A 15,799-nucleotide genomic window follows, 5' to 3' on the forward strand; every position below is an offset into this window, starting at 1 on the left:
TAAGTCATTATAACACAATTAAGCTCGTTACTAAGTACGCTACAAACGTTAGGCCACCGCCCACTAATGCATAGGGTAACTGGGTTTTAACGTGGGTGAGTAAGTCACAGCCTGATGCAATGGCCGATACGGCGCTGGTGTCGGATATAGGCGAGCAATGATCGCCAAATATCCCGCCACCTAAAATAGCGCCCACCACCAGCGATGGCGGTAAACCAAGCGCTTGAATAAGCGGTACGCCAATGGGGATAAGTATGGCAAATGTGCCCCACGAGGTGCCTGTAGTAAACGACATAACCGCACCTGTTAAAAACAGTACTGGCACTATTAAATATATTGGTAAGTAATCGCCCACCAAAGATGCCACAAACACGCCTGTTCCTAACTCTTTTAAGCTTGCTCCTAAGGTGAGCGAAAGCAATACAATGCTTACCAGCGGGAGTAGTTCACCCATGCCTTTAAAGCCGGTATCGACTAATTGGTGGTGGGTAAATTGGCGCGAACCAATCATTAAACAATAGGCCACAACAATAGCCAGTACCGTGGCATACAATACCGATTTTGAGCCACTACCCTCGGCAAGTACCCCGTTACCGGTGTAAAACATAAAGCCGACCATGCTAACAATTAGCGTTAGCAGTGGCACTAGCATAAAGCGTGCTTTAGAGCCTTTTACTTCTTCTTTTAGTTCGGTCTTTTGTAGCTCTAACTTTTGCTCGGCTACTTTCATTGGGCCATGTACTTTATCGAACGCAATGGTATAAAAAACAATAACCAGGGTGATTATGGCGTAAAAGTTATAGCCTACGCTGCCCCACAATACCGATACCGCCGACTCGCCTAATTCGTAATTACCTAACAAGCCCAGTACAAATGCACCCCAGCCATTTAATAAAATTAAAATACACACAGGGGCGCTGGTGCTATCGATTATGTAGGCTAAACGCGCGCGGCTCATTTTAAATTTGTCGAACAGGCCGCGAGATAAAATACCCGAGGTAAGCACACTTAAGTTTGACTCTATAAATACCGCAACGCCGGTAAACATAGTTAAAAAGCCCACTTGGCGCTTACTTTTCGCAACGCCTTTGTTCATCAGCAAATTAACGGTAGCAGCGACGCCGCCAGACTCACGAATATAGGCAAGTAAGGCGCCTATTAAAATACTAAAGATGAGTATACGGGTATTACCGGGGGAACTTGCTACAGCGACTATGCGCTCAATGCTATTTAAAAACGTAGTAAATACGCTATTTCCTTCACCTTGTAATGCGAGTAAAAATTCCGATGAAATTACCGCAACAAGCAGTGCCATAATGACTTCTTTGCGCCAAAACACAATAATAATGGCAATCAGCGGTGGCAAAATAGAATACCAAGACATAGCTAAACCTTTTTAATTTTTATAATAAACGCGGCTTTAACAGCCTTGGTTAGTTAATAGTAAGCAGTTAACTTAATAGATTTACACCATTAAGTCACTCACTGAGTTTACTGATTTAACAGCGCCTCATAAATTAATGAAACAATAGAACCATATTGAGCTGTTTCATAGTTTTTACCTACAAACTGATAACGTTTTTCACTACCTTTAATTGGTGAATGGCGTGCATTGGTAAGTAAAACAATAGCTAAATCGTAAGCGGGATCAATCACAGTTACTGTGCCAGTCCAACCTGTGTGTCCATAAGCTTGTGGGCTGGCATACGGACCAAAGTGCCAGCGCCGCGCTTGATTATTTCCAGCAAGACGAAAACCTAAGCCGAAGGTTTCATCGGTACTTTGTGGGGTTAAAAACTGCGCCAAGCTACTGGCATTAAAAATTTGCTTATCGCCGTAACCGCCCTTGTTAAGTAGCACTTGGCATAAAATAGCTAAATCGGAGGCATTACTAAATAGTCCAGCATGGCCTGCTACACCATCAAGTGAGTAAAAAGCACGCTCGTCATGCACCTGCCCTTGCAGTACATTGGTGCGAATATTATCAAAATGAATACGGCCATCTCGGGTATTACCACTAAGCTCTGTGGCGGCAAACTGCTGACGATTAAAGCCTTTTTTAAGCGGGTTAAATAAAGTGTTGTTAAGCTTTAAAGGCGCGTAAATATGCTGCTCTAGGTATTCGTCGAGTGGTTGGCCGCTAATACGCTCAATTAAAACACCTAAAATCATGTAATCAATATCAGAGTAAACATGCTGGGCGCTTGGCTCGCTAGCTAGTGGCACGCTGGTGAGCAGTAATTGTTTGGTGGTGTCGCTGGCTTGTGAAAAAAACGCCTCGCCATAGCGGGTATCTTTTCGATGAAAGTCGAACACTGGCGGATAACCGGCTTTATGAGTGAGTAAATCTTTAACTTGGCGCAGCTCTCGTCCATCGCCTTGGTATTCTGTTAGGTAATCACTCACTCTGTTATTTATATTTAATCGCCCTTCGCTCACAAGCTTCATTAGTGCAAAGTTAGTGGCAAATATTTTTGTGTTTGAGGCTAAATCAAAGAGTGTATTTGTTTGCATGGGCTCTGGGCGTAACAACATTAAGTCATTTTGCTGATATTTCTTGGCATCACCATAAGCGGTTAATTTTAATATCTTACCCGCTTTAACAATCGCTAATACCGCACCAGGAAAACCCTCACTTACATCTTTTTCTATTAGCTTATCTACGGCACTAAAATCAATAGGTTTAGCCGCTGAGCTATTTAGAGTAGCAAAGGCAAATCGCAGCGTTAAACTGCCGTCAGCAGGTTGAATGTTATCAACCTTAAAAGTGTTAACTCCGTTGTGAGTGTACTGCCTTAAATTAAAGGCATACTCAGTATTTTTTTGCAGGGTATCAAGCGCTAACTTTTTATTATTAATATAAATATCGGCACTTAAGGCGCTTTCATTTTGTAGTAATAATTGCCCACGCCCTTTATACGCTTTAAAGGTCCCACGATTATTTACATATTCTCGGCTACTGGGGTTGGGCTCAGGAAAGGTAGCAATAACTTGCGCATTAGCGAGGCTTTGTATTTGATTAGGAATAAACGGGCGCTGAGATTTAATTGCACTGCTTGCGCCACTGCAACCGGTAATAATAAAGCAAAGCGCAATAGTCAGTGCGTTAAAAAAAGTACGCTTTGCTAACACGGAAAAATTTAAATACACACTCATTCCTTTATTGGTAGAGCAAATAAGGCGCTCTTTGCTGTTTAAATTGCTCAAGCCCCGCTTGCCAGCTTTGCTTAATTTCCTCAGCTGTTCGCCCCGCTTCTATGGCAAGTCTGAGCTGATCAGTTCCTGCGAGTTTATCCATAAAGTCGGCACGTTCAAAAAACAACTGCTTAGCTTGTGTAAGCTGCTGGTAAGCATTAATTAAATAATTTAAGTTTAAACCGACGGTATCACTATGGCGTAAATCAATTCCTTTCACCATTTGGTCTTTAAATTTAGGATTAAGCGCTGCGCCTTTTATTGAGCGAGGAGTAAAGCCAAAGTCCCCAAGTGCTACTGGTGAATAACCAATAACCTGAAATGCAAAGTCAGTTCCTCTACCTATGCTAACAGGGGTTGCCTCAAAAAAGCACAACGAGGGATACAGCGCTATTGATTGATCGTTGGGTAAATTAGGGCTTGGTTTTACCGGTAAACTATAACGACTGGTGCGGGTGTAATGATCAACAGCAATGACGCTCAGTTGTAACTCAGCTGCTTGGTTGATCCAGCCCTCGCCTTTGATCATTTTAGCTAGCTCGCCTAACGTCATACCGTGTAATACAGGGATTGGGTGCATACCCACAAACGATTTAAACTGCGGCTCTAAAATTGGCCCGTCAATGTGACTAATATTAGGGTTTGGCCTATCGAGTACTATAAATTCAACGCCTTGTTCAGCCGCAGCCTCCATCATGTAATGCATAGAGCTAATGTAAGTATAAAAACGTACGCCCACGTCTTGAATATCGAAAATAATCACATCTACATTTTGCAGTGACTCGGGGGTTGGCTTTTTGTTTTTACCGTAAATAGAAATAAGCGCAATGCCGGTTTTACTATCAACGGCGTTTTTAACATGTGCTCCCGCATCATGATCGCCCCGAAAGCCATGCTCGGGTGCAAAAATTTTAGTGATGTTGATGTTTTTAGCCAGCAAGCTATCAACTAAATGCGTTTGCCCCACGACAGAAGTTTGATTAACCACCAGCCCTACACGTTTATTTTTTAATTGCGGTAAGTACAAAGCAAATTGCTCTGCACCAACGGCGATTGCATGTTTAGCCTCATTTGCATGTGTAGCAACAGTAAAAAGTGCGCTTAAAATAAATAAGAATATAAAAAATACGGTTTTAAACATACAGCAAGATCCTTTTAAACAAGGTGTTTAAAATACCACACCTTAAGTTAAAGAGCAGTGAATGGTTTTAAGTGGATACGTAACTAATTAGAAGCTGCGCTTCTCACGCGAACACGTTCTGCGTCTACGCTGAAATTTTTAACAGGGGTGTTTGTTTGGCTTAACTGAAAGCTGAAAGCTGAAAACCTTCTCAAATTTCAGGCACAAAAAAACCGACTTAATGTCGGCTTATTTATGAAAGTGCTGGGCGCAGGACGTATCTTCTGAGAGTGGACCTCCGACCGTCGAGTGCAAACCCTACTGCTCTTCCAATTTCACTTTATTTCAGGCACAAAAAAACCGACTTAATGTCGGCTTATTTATGAAAGTGCTGGGCGCAGGACGTATCTTGTAAGAGTGAACCTCTGACCGTCTGGTTCGTAGCTAGCTACTTTCCCATATTCACTTTATTTCAGGCACAAAAAAACCGACTAATGTCGGCTTATTTATGAAAGTGGTGGGCGCAGGAGGATTCGAACCTCCGACCGCCTGGTTCGTAGCCAGGTACTCTATCCAGCTGAGCTATGCGCCCACTTTCATATTTACTTATTTATACTCTAAGTGAGAGTTGAAAGTGGTGGGCGTAGGACGTATCTAATAAGAATGAACCTCCGACCGCTTGGCGTTAGCCAACACTTTACTTATTTTATACTCTTAGCAGGAGTTGCAATGAAAGTGGTGGGCGCAGGAGGATTCGAACCTCCGACCGCCTGGTTCGTAGCCAGGTACTCTATCCAGCTGAGCTATGCGCCCACTTTCATTTTGCTTGTTTTAACTCTAAGCAGAGTGTGTAAAGAGTGGTGGGCGCAGGAGGATTCGAACCTCCGACCGCCTGGTTCGTAGCCAGGTACTCTATCCAGCTGAGCTATGCGCCCATCTTTACCTTTACAAGATTTTGCCATTTAAAAAATGGTGGAGAGGGAGGGATTCGAACCCTCGATAGAGCTACAAACTCTATACTCCCTTAGCAGGGGAGCTCCTTCGGCCACTCGGACACCTCTCCGTCTTGTGGGGCGTATAATAAAGATTTCAGAAAATATGTCAAACACTTTTCTGACAAAAGTGACTATATGGCTATAGATTGCACACATGTCTGGTTTTAAAGTGTAATTAGTTTGAAAATTAATCAGGTTAGGTATTTGGAGTGCTTGAGTTAACACCCATCACTGGCACTAGTTCATCCGTAAGCTCTGCTAGGTATTGCTCTTGGTAGCCCAATTTTTGAAACTCAGCAATACATGCGCGATAGTAAGCTTGTCGCTGTTGCTCTGTGGTGCTCTTATCGGGTAAAGACTCTACTCGTTTAGCTTTCATATTATTTATCTAAGTCCTTTAGAAATTTTTATTTTTACGACTAATAATGACCGTGTACAAATTTCGGCCATATTTTAGCTAAAAAATTCACATAAATACAACATAATGTTTAAAAAACAATCATACCAAAAAGTTATAGCACTGCTTTAATGTTGCTAAGCAGTGAGGCAACTTTATGATAATGAAACTGAATTAAAGGTTAATATCCCTTTGTACTTACATTTTATTATCAGTGTAGTACTTATTAATTAAAAGCCCTAATATAAAGTTTAGGCAATGTCTCACAAACAATAAGGCAAAAAAAACGCCGCTAATTAGCGGCGTTAATAATTTTATAGTTTATTCCTTCAAGCTTAGTCAGCTTGTGGGCGCATGTGCGGGAATAAAATAACATCTTTGATAGTTGATGAGTCAGTAAATAGCATCACTAAACGGTCAATACCAATGCCCTCACCTGCCGTTGGTGGTAAACCATACTCAAGTGCGCGAATGTAGTCTTCGTCATAATGCATTGCTTCATCATCACCAGCGTCTTTCTCTTCAACCTGACGAGTAAAACGCTCAGCTTGATCTTGTGCATCGTTAAGCTCTGAGAAACCATTTGCTAATTCACGACCGCCAACAAAAAATTCAAAACGATCAGTTACAAATGGATTTTCGTCGTTACGACGTGCAAGTGGAGATACTTCCCACGGGTAGCCTGTGATAAATGTAGGTTGGATAAGCATATGCTCAGCCGTTTCTTCAAATATTTCACATAAGAACTTACCTGGGCCCCATACGCAGTTTTCAGGAATTTTAACGTGTACTTGTTTAGCGTACGCTTTTAATTCTTCAAAGTGGTTTTCTGGGTCGTTAAATACCGCTGCATCAAACTCAGGGTTATATTTTAAGATAGCATCTGCCATGCTTAAACGCGTGAATGGTTGACCAAAATCATACTCTACTGAATCAACAACGTCGCCGTTTTCATCTTTAGTGGTGTTAACCACAATTGGACTGCCCAGTACGTTAGTTGCAACTGTACGTAACATGTCTTCGGTGATGTTCATTAAATCAATGTAGTCAGCGTACGCTTGGTAGAACTCAATCATAGTGAATTCTGGGTTGTGGCGTGTCGATAACCCTTCGTTACGGAAGTTACGGTTAATTTCGAATACACGGTCAAAACCACCTACCACTAAACGCTTTAAGTAAAGCTCTGGTGCAATACGCAAGTACATGTCGATATCAAGCGCATTGTGGTGTGTTACAAACGGACGTGCCGTCGCGCCACCAGGAATAACCTGCAGCATTGGCGTTTCTACTTCCATAAAATCGCGGTCTGCTAAAAAGCGACGAATGCCTTCAACTACTTGTGAGCGAATGCGGAATGTTTCACGCGTTGCTTCGTTAGTAATTAAATCAACATAACGTTGGCGATATTTAGTTTCTTGATCTGATAAACCATGGAATTTTTCTGGTAGTGGGCGAAGTGACTTAGTCAGCAGTTCGTACTCTGTCATTTCTACGTATAAATCGCCTTTACCTGATTTGTTCAGTGCGCCTTTAACACCAATAATATCGCCAATATCAAGCTGACCATATTTTGCTTTTAAATCTTTTTGAACGTCTTTTGAGGCATATGCTTGTACACGGCCTTTCATGTCTTGAATAGACATAAATGGGCCACGTTTAGCAAGAATACGACCCGCAATCGATACTACGTGCTGTAATTCGATTAGCTCTTCTTTACTCTTATCACCAAACTCAGCCTGCAAATCTGCCGTGTAATGCTCACGACGGAATTGGTTTGGATGACCGTTGGCTGGGCAATTTTCGCGAATAGCGTCTAATTTGCCGCGACGCTCAGCGATTAACTTATTTTCGTCTTGGATTTGATCAGTCATTTTTTAGCTCTTTTTTAGCTTGGTGGTTATAAACCAGATTTTAAGCTGGCTTCAATAAATTTATCTAGGTCGCCATCGAGTACCGCTTGAGTGTTACGGTTTTCAACGCCAGTACGTAAGTCTTTAATACGCGAGTCATCAAGTACGTATGAACGAATTTGACTTCCCCAGCCAATATCAGACTTGTTGTCTTCTTGGCTTTGCTTTTCAGCATTTTGCTGCTGTAGCTCAAGCTCAAATAATTTCGCTTTTAACTGCTTCATTGCTTGGGCTTTATTTTTATGTTGTGAACGCTCGTTTTGACATTGCACCACGGTGTTGGTTGGTACGTGAGTAATACGTACCGCCGATTCAGTGGTATTTACGTGCTGACCACCCGCGCCTGATGCACGGTAAACGTCTATACGTAAGTCAGACGGATTAATATCAATCTCAATGTTGTCATCAACTTCTGGGTAAACAAACGCAGATGCAAACGAGGTATGACGACGGCCACTTGAATCAAATGGGCTTTTACGAACTAGGCGGTGTACGCCTGTTTCAGTGCGTAACCAACCATAAGCGTATTCGCCAGAAAAACGTACCGTTGCACCTTTAATACCAGCAACATCACCATCGGTCGCTTCAACTAGCTCTACTTTAAAGCCTTTTGCTTCACCCCAGCGTAAGTACATACGCAGTAAAATATTACACCAGTCTTGTGCTTCTGTACCGCCAGAGCCTGATTGTAAATCAAGGTAGGCATCGTTTGAATCGTGAGAGCCTGAAAACATACGACGAAACTCAAGCCCTTCAAGCTGCTGGTTTAAATCAGCTAGTTCGCTTTGTGCTTCATCAAAGGTGTCTTGATCTTCGGCTTCAACAGCAAGCTCTACTAAACCTTCAACATCGTCAGTACCAGCAACAAGGTTATCGATTGTTTCAACCACGGCTTCTAGTGCTGACTTTTCACGACCAAGGGCTTGTGCGCGCTCAGGCTCATTCCATACGGCTGAATCTTCAAGTTCGGCGTTAACTTCTTCTAAACGTTCTTGTTTAAGAGCGTAGTCAAAGGTACCCCGAAGCAGTTCAGTACGTTCGCGAATTTCCTTGATTTGATTAATCACAGGATTCACTTCAAACATGTACATTACTCCAAAATGGCTAGGTTATTGCGCACTTAAAAAAGAGAGCGAGCGCAATTAAAAATCATTAAATAATAAAAACGCCCGATTTTAACAAAAAACCGCGCGTTTTATTAGCATTTTATGCATGGTTTGAAGATATTTTTTAGCCCACTTTTTCAAGCTCTCTAACTATAAGTTGTAAGCTAAATTTACCTCTAAATTCATTTATATCGAGCTGATACGCCACTTTAACAAACTGCGCCTCGGTATCTGGCCACGCTTTAACATCAATGCCAAAGGCAATGGCATCCACTAAGCGTGCAGACTGATGCTTTAATACTAGCTTTAAGTGTTTTTCACCCACAATACGCTGTTGGATTACTTCAAAGGTGTGTTCAAATACCGGCTCAGGAAACTGCTGCCCCCACGGGCCCGATTGTTTTAAAAGCTGCGCAAAATCCATGCTAAAGCAGTCATTAGGTAGCTCACCATCGGTAAACACAATACAGCGTTTACTTTCTTCACTGAGTTGCTCACTAACCGCACGATCAAACGCACGTTTAAACTCAGGAAATTGCTGCTCGTTAATACTTAAACCTGCCGCCATTGCATGGCCACCAAATTTATTAATTAAACCAGGCTGCGCGGTGTTTAACCCCTCAAGCAGGTCGCGCATATGCAAGCCTTCAATAGATCGACATGAACCTTTTATTTCACCGTTTTCGCCACCCGCAAATATCACGGTTGGGCGGTGGTATTTTTCTTTTAAGCGCCCCGCTAAAATGCCAATAACGCCTTGATGCCAATCGTCTTGATACAAACAAATAGCATCAGGTACGCTATCTTCTTTAAATGCTAGCCTATCGAGCACGGCTTGCGCCTCTACTTGCATACCTTGCTCTATTTCACGTCTGGCAAAGTTTAAGCTATCAAGCTCGCCAGCTATACGCCTTGCTTGATTTATGTCGTTGCTAAGTAAGCAAGCTATACCCAAACTCATGTCATCTAGGCGCCCAGCTGCATTTAGACGTGGCGCTAATGAAAAGCCAAAATCGCTGGCACTTAAACGAGCTGCATTACGATTAGCCACTTCAATCAGTGCGCTGATACCGGGCCGGGTTTTACCGCTGCGAATACGTGCCAAGCCTTGATGCACTAACGTGCGGTTATTTGCATCAAGGGCTACCACATCGGCCACCGTACCAAGGGCTACAATATCGAGTAAATCAGCAATATTTGGCATGGGATGTTGGTTAAAGTAGCCTTGTTCACGCAGCGCACTTCTCAGTGCGATTAGTAAATAAAACGCCACACCAACACCGGCTATCGACTTAGAGGGAAAATCACAGTCATGGCGATTAGGGTTAACAATAGCATCGGCATTAGGCAGTTGCTCGCCTTGTAAATGGTGATCTGTAACCAGCACTTTAATGCCTGCAGCTTTAACAATATCAATCCCTGCAATACACGAAATACCGTTATCTACGGTGATCACTAAATCGGGCTGCATAGTCACTATTTGCTCAGCCAATGCTGGGCTTAAACCATAACCTAGACTAAAGCGGTCTGGCACTAAGTAATCTAAATGGGTAAAGCCAAACATGGCCAACCCTTGCATTAAGGTAGCGGTGCTGGTTGCGCCGTCGGCGTCAAAATCGCCAACAATAAGTATTTTGCTTTGTGCATGCAGTGCATCTATTAACAGTTGGCTGGCTTTGTCTATATCTTTAAACAACTTAAAGTCGAGTAAAGTAGCCGCACTATTATTTAATTCATCAGCATGGCAGACGTTACGCGTGGCATAAATTTGCTTAATAACAGGATGTAGATGACTAGGTAGATGAGAGTCGTCAACGGGTTCTCGCGCAATGATCATTTTTTTCATGCTGGTTTTATAACTTATGATGTTCATAACAAAAAGACAAAAAAAGGCCATAAAGGCCTTTTTAAACAGGTACTCAGGTTTTTAATTAACCTGCTTTATTCGCCTCAAGCGCAGCGCTTAATGCGGCTGCTGGTTGGTAGCCTGGGATCATCGTGCCATCTTCTAAAATAATAGCCGGTGTACCACTAACACCAAAACTTTGGCCTAATTGGTAATGCTCTGCAACGGGTGCGCTACAATCTTTTACAATTTGTGTATCCGAGCCCGATTTAGCTTCAGTAAGTGCTTCTTGCTGATCTTTAGCACACCACACATTCATTAAATCAGCATAACCTGACCCCTGTAGGCCGCCACGTGGAAATGCTAGGTATTTAACCGTAATACCCGACTCAAGTAAGTCATCAAGCTCACGGTGTAATTTACGACAGTAACCACAGCTAATATCTGTAAACACGGTAATGCTGTGTTTTTCTTCTGGCGCTTTATACACAATCATTGAATCTTCGTATTCTTTTAACCCTGATTGGCGCACACCATTGAGCGCTTGCTCGGTTAAATTATTACGATTGTTTAAATCGATTAGCGTACCTTGCATTAAAAACTGACCGTCAGGGCTTGCATATAGCACCCCTTTATTGGTAATCAATTCTTTTAAGCCTGCAACCGGACTTGGGTTAATTTGTTTTACAGTTACTCCAAGCGCGGCAAATTTTGTCACGATAGGATCATTGGCATCGGGTGTTACTGCAACGCCATTAGCAAAAGCGCTCAAACTAGTGCACAACATGGCACCTGCTAACATTAATTTTTTCATAACGGGTTCTCTATCCTAAAAAATACTTATCTTATCGTGTCTATATGACCGGCTTAGTGACAAAAAAATTCGCTTAAGCACGAGGATGGTGCTCAGCATGCACCGATTTTAATCGCTCATTCGCTACATGCGTATAAATTTGGGTAGTTGATAGGTCGCTGTGGCCAAGCATCATCTGCACCACACGCAAGTCAGCCCCATGATTTAATAAATGCGTTGCAAATGCATGTCGCAAAGTATGAGGTGATAACGGCGACTCAACGGATGCCAAAATAGCATAGTGTTTAATCCGATGCCAAAAAGTTTGTCGTGTCATGCCCACCCCTCGTTTAGAGGGAAAGACAAAATCGGTGGCATGTTTTATCATTTGTGCTCGGCCAAGCTTTAAAAATTGCTCCAGCCAATACATAGCCTCTTCACCTAAAGGCACTAACCGCTCTTTGTTGCCTTTACCTTTTACAAACACCACAGCTTGGCGCAAATTTATTTGCTCCATTCTTAGCCCCACTAACTCAGTTACCCGCAAGCCCGTTGCATACAATAGCTCTAGCATGGCTTTGTCGCGCAGCCCCATTGGCTCTTCTGTATTGGGGGCACTTAATAGCGCCTCTACTTCGGCCTCAGAAAGCGTTTTTGGTAACGACTGCCCTGCTTTAGGCTGAGCAATATTAACCATAGGTGAGTCGCTAATTATTTTTTCGCGTACAAAGTACTGATAAAAACGTTTTAATGCACTAATACTGCGTGCAGTACTGCGTGGCTTTAGCCCTAAATCAACACGATGCGCTAAGTAACTTTCAACGTCGAGGCTGGTTACCGTCATTAAGTTTTCACCTTTTAAAAACTGGCAAAACTTATCTAAATCACTGCGATAAGCGCTTAATGTATTTTCACTTACGCCTTGCTCTAAATAGAGACTATCAAGAAAGATTTCTAAAAAGTCGCTATTGCTACTTAGTTTAGTGTTTTGTTCAGGTAAATCGTCAGATAGCGTTGTCACGTTGTGATCTCATGTTGGTAATACCACGGGAGAAGGTATCAATTAAAAATACCTTACGGTAAACTTGAGCCTATCATAACAGGCAATTACACAGTGATAAATACGATGCAGATTGGTTTATTTTTTGGTTCTACTACCTGCTATACCGAAATGGCGGCAGAAAAAATACGCGATATTATTGGCGCCGACATTGTCAGCTTACATAATATTAAAGACGAGCCGCTTAAAAACGCTGAGCAATATGACTTTATCATTTTTGGTATTTCTACGTGGGACTTTGGCGAAATTCAAGAAGATTGGGAATCAAAGTGGGACGACATAAAAGACGTTGACCTAAATGGTAAAACCATAGCCTTATTTGGTATGGGCGATCAGCAAGGGTATGGCCAATGGTTTCAAGACGCGTTAGGTATGTTGCACGATGAAATAAATGCCCAAGCCATTACTCAACTTGGCTTTTGGCCTAACGACAGTAACTACGAATTTGAAGCGTCTAAAGCCCTTACCGAAGACGGTAAACAATTTGTAGGTTTAGCATTGGACGAAGATAGTCAGTACGAGCTAAGCGACGAGCGTATTGCCACCTGGGTAGAGCAAGTGATGACAGAGTACGCTGAAACCCTGTAACTATTTAATATACAAACAGCGCTGCCATGCAGCGCTTTTTAATTCTTAACTACTCTACTTTTAACCAGTATTGGTTACGGTAAAAAAAGCCCACATAACCACGCACTTCTAACTGTTCACCATTTTGCTTTGGAGTTAGGCGCACACTGTAGGTTTTACCGTTATTTGGGTCGAGTATTTCACCGTCTTCCCAACTACCATCTCCGGCATAAGTTACATCTTCAATAATGGTCATGCCTAGCATCGGCTGATTCTTTTTATCACCGTTGCACTCGCTACAAAGCGCATCTTGCTTGGCTTTATTGAGTATTGTTTCAATTTTGCCAGTCAGTACGCCATCTTGTTCAGTAATGCGTACGTACGACTTTGCTTCTTTGGTGTCTTCATTAATGGTTTTCCAAAGCCCTACAGGACTCGTGTTTGCATGCGCACTATGGCTTATAAATAAAGCTGCAGCGATAGTGCTTAGCAAAGTTAGTTTATTAAAGTTTTTCATTGAGTTGCTTTAATTTTAAATAGCGAATAAAACGATAATACCAGCTGATTTATAAACACACTATGAAATTACATAGCTAATTAGGTGCATGTAAAAAATAAAAACCAAATGCGTTTTAACACACTTGGTTTTTAAATAATAATCACGTTTTAAAGTACATGATTAAAAGTGCATATTTAAAAGTCACGTACCTCTACACTTGAGCTATTAAATTCAAACATATTAATTTTGCCGCACTGGGCCATATGGTTAGTGCTTGCATATGGGGTGTTTGCTTGATTTATATCGCCCTCCCACTCAGGGCCATTTTTTACAAATGCTTTGAGTTCAAACCAGCCGTTAACGGCTTTACTGCAATCCATATCAACATCAAGCATCCAGTAGTGTTCACCCCATATGTTAAGTGGTGTAACGCCAAAACCATCATTATCTACCGTTTTTTTCGCGCCATATTCACTAGGCCATATATTAGTAGTCCAATCCATCGCGGTACCTTGCGCCTCACTGCTTTGACCTTGCTCAATACCATACCAATCTAGGTAATTATCGTTTGCTTTCCAAGGCAAAGTGGTGTTGTTTTTTAAATTGTTGTGACGAATAGGCATGGCACATTCAATGTTCGTTGTTTGGCAGTTTCTACCAAGGTTTGCATTCGCATAAATGTGATCTATTCCACCACGAACAAACATATCTTGCCCGCTTTGTGTTTGCGCATTGATAAAAACAACGGTTCTTTGCCAATCACCACCGTTATTAGGAAGCGAGTCTTGTCGTAATTTAGCATTTTTATGAATAGCCATGGCATCCCATGGCGCCACATTTAAATTAATAGTGCCGTTACTATTAACTGTAATAACCTCACCACTACAGCTTTTAGCATCACCCGAAAGCTCACCTTTTAATACGTTACAGTACTGCCCAGCAGCCATGTCTGTTTGAACCGTTGAATTTAAAGTTGAGTCTTCTTTATTAATTGCCATATGGCCTGAGCTACCTCGCCCAAATGCAATCTGGTTATTGGTGTTATCCCACCAATTTGTTACAACCCAATTGTCGGCAGTGTTATTTCTAAAATCGACACCACCAGCAATGTATGACCACCGATGCTCACACTTCCAATTACTTGCAAAGCATTCTAAGTTACCATTGTTGTGCACTGGCACACTTGGCCCACCTGCGTCGGTATCACCATGAAAGTCATAACTCGACATGACTTTTGGATACCCATACGGATATGCCAACATAAAAACGTTAGCTAGGTCGTATAAACGGCCATCTTCAAAAGTAATTACATTACCCGCACCACCATGCCCGCGTTGGTTATCATGGTTATCAACAAATACCACAGCTGATGAACTTGGCATAAAACCCCAACCTTCACCAAAATTACTTAGCCACGCAAGCGAGCCATTTCTAAAGGTATTACCAAGCTGGGTACTATATTTAAACTCAGTAACTAAACCTGTACTTAAATACTCTGAAGCATCTACCGCTTCAGTACCTTGATCTATCACCTCATGAAACACCACTGGCGAGCCATTTATTTTAGCCATTAGACTTTGAATATCGCTTGCTGCAACATGCTTAGCAGCATCAAACCTAAAGCCTTTAACACCTAAAGCTTGCAGGTCATTAATATAGGCCGCTAACGTATTTTGCACATAAGTTGAAGCGGTATTTAAATCGGCAAGCCCTACCAGCTCGCAATGTTGCACACGATAGCGATTATTACCGTAATCTTCAGGGTTAATTGAGCAGCTTTGGTGAAAATCTTGTGGGCTATAAATAGGATATTGTTTATTACCAAAGTTATTACCGGCGGTACCAGTACCATTGCCTGCAGCCATATGGTTTATTAGGGTATCAACATATATATCTACGCCTGCCGAATTACATCGATTAACCATATCTATAAACTGCGTCCGGTTGCCGCCACGGCTTTGCAGTTGGTAGCTCACAGGTTGGTAACGAGTCCACCATTGGTTACCTGTAATATGCTCGTTAGGCGGAGATACCTGTACAGCAGCATATCCTTTAGGCCCTAAAAACTGTTCACATTCTTGGGCTATATCTTGCCAGTTCCATTCAAATAGATGCACAAATGTTGTAGGTGCAGCCATAGCTAAGCTTGGTAAAGTTAAGCCGAGGCTCAATCCTGCAGTGGTGATAATTTTATTCAGCTTCATAGTGTGTGTTCCAAGTGTTGAGCGAGTTAAACAACATACTCGACGTTATTTACAAGTGGTTAACACTAGTCTGGTGATTGATTAAATAAAAACTGAATACGTATGCA

12 protein-coding genes and 4 tRNA genes are annotated in these 15,799 nt (G+C 42.1%); 1 reads left to right on the forward strand and 15 read right to left on the reverse strand.

Translation table 11 applies throughout. The features are described from left to right. Positions 1 to 7: 7 nt before the first annotated feature. From AC0L7Q_RS12930 to xerD, 13 genes are all read right to left on the reverse strand, one after another. Complete coding sequence (locus AC0L7Q_RS12930) at positions 8 to 1,384, reverse strand: Na+/H+ antiporter NhaC family protein (RefSeq protein ID WP_413400751.1); 1,377 nt, start codon at positions 1,382 to 1,384, stop codon at positions 8 to 10. A 107-nt stretch (positions 1,385 to 1,491) separates the two neighbouring features. Beyond that, positions 1,492 to 3,150, reverse strand: a complete 1,659-nt coding sequence (gene pbp4b / locus AC0L7Q_RS12935; RefSeq protein ID WP_413400752.1) for a penicillin binding protein PBP4B — start codon at positions 3,148 to 3,150, stop codon at positions 1,492 to 1,494. Positions 3,151 to 3,160: 10 nt separating this feature from the next. Further along, positions 3,161 to 4,336, reverse strand: coding sequence for an exo-beta-N-acetylmuramidase NamZ family protein (locus tag AC0L7Q_RS12940; RefSeq protein WP_413400753.1), 1,176 nt, complete (start codon positions 4,334 to 4,336; stop codon positions 3,161 to 3,163). Between the two features lie 494 nt (positions 4,337 to 4,830). Further along, positions 4,831 to 4,907: transfer RNA gene (locus AC0L7Q_RS12945), tRNA-Arg, on the reverse strand. Positions 4,908 to 5,051: 144 nt separating this feature from the next. Continuing rightward, a tRNA-Arg gene (locus AC0L7Q_RS12950) sits at positions 5,052 to 5,128 on the reverse strand. Between the two features lie 45 nt (positions 5,129 to 5,173). Then, positions 5,174 to 5,250 (reverse strand) — tRNA-Arg (locus AC0L7Q_RS12955). A 35-nt stretch (positions 5,251 to 5,285) separates the two neighbouring features. Beyond that, positions 5,286 to 5,378 (reverse strand) — tRNA-Ser (locus tag AC0L7Q_RS12960). Positions 5,379 to 5,506: 128 nt separating this feature from the next. Further along, positions 5,507 to 5,689, reverse strand: a complete 183-nt coding sequence (locus AC0L7Q_RS12965; protein WP_413400754.1) for a hypothetical protein — start codon at positions 5,687 to 5,689, stop codon at positions 5,507 to 5,509. Positions 5,690 to 6,042: 353 nt separating this feature from the next. Next, on the reverse strand, positions 6,043 to 7,578 hold the full coding sequence (lysS, locus tag AC0L7Q_RS12970) for a lysine--tRNA ligase (protein WP_054201888.1): 1,536 nt from the start codon (positions 7,576 to 7,578) through the stop codon (positions 6,043 to 6,045). 26 nt (positions 7,579 to 7,604) lie between these two features. Further along, positions 7,605 to 8,702 carry a peptide chain release factor 2 gene (prfB, locus tag AC0L7Q_RS12975; RefSeq protein ID WP_418157310.1) on the reverse strand — a complete coding sequence of 366 codons (1,098 nt, stop codon included), beginning with the start codon at positions 8,700 to 8,702 and terminating at the stop codon, positions 7,605 to 7,607. A gap of 145 nt (positions 8,703 to 8,847) precedes the next feature. Continuing rightward, entirely contained in the window at positions 8,848 to 10,569 is a 1,722-nt protein-coding gene (recJ, locus tag AC0L7Q_RS12980; protein ID WP_413400755.1) for a single-stranded-DNA-specific exonuclease RecJ, read from the reverse strand. Positions 10,570 to 10,654: 85 nt separating this feature from the next. After that, positions 10,655 to 11,383 carry a bifunctional protein-disulfide isomerase/oxidoreductase DsbC gene (gene dsbC / locus AC0L7Q_RS12985; protein ID WP_138606619.1) on the reverse strand — a complete coding sequence of 243 codons (729 nt, stop codon included), beginning with the start codon at positions 11,381 to 11,383 and terminating at the stop codon, positions 10,655 to 10,657. 73 nt (positions 11,384 to 11,456) lie between these two features. Then, a complete protein-coding gene (xerD, locus tag AC0L7Q_RS12990; RefSeq protein ID WP_413400756.1) occupies positions 11,457 to 12,383 on the reverse strand; it encodes a site-specific tyrosine recombinase XerD in 927 nt (308 codons plus the stop codon). Between the two features lie 105 nt (positions 12,384 to 12,488). Here xerD and fldB point away from each other — a divergent pair, with 105 nt between their 5' ends. Beyond that, positions 12,489 to 13,010: a flavodoxin FldB gene (gene fldB, locus AC0L7Q_RS12995; protein WP_008467792.1), complete on the forward strand. Its 522-nt coding sequence runs from the start codon at positions 12,489 to 12,491 to the stop codon at positions 13,008 to 13,010. Positions 13,011 to 13,059: 49 nt separating this feature from the next. Here fldB and AC0L7Q_RS13000 read toward each other — a convergent pair whose 3' ends face one another. Beyond that, positions 13,060 to 13,506, reverse strand: coding sequence for a DUF2147 domain-containing protein (locus AC0L7Q_RS13000; protein WP_413400757.1), 447 nt, complete (start codon positions 13,504 to 13,506; stop codon positions 13,060 to 13,062). A gap of 176 nt (positions 13,507 to 13,682) precedes the next feature. Continuing rightward, the gene (locus AC0L7Q_RS13005; RefSeq protein ID WP_409423859.1) at positions 13,683 to 15,692 is read right to left on the reverse strand and encodes an alpha-amylase; all 2,010 of its coding nucleotides are present in this window, start codon (positions 15,690 to 15,692) and stop codon (positions 13,683 to 13,685) included. Positions 15,693 to 15,799: the final 107 nt, after the last annotated feature.

The organism is Pseudoalteromonas sp. KJ63-1 (genome assembly GCF_055808145.1).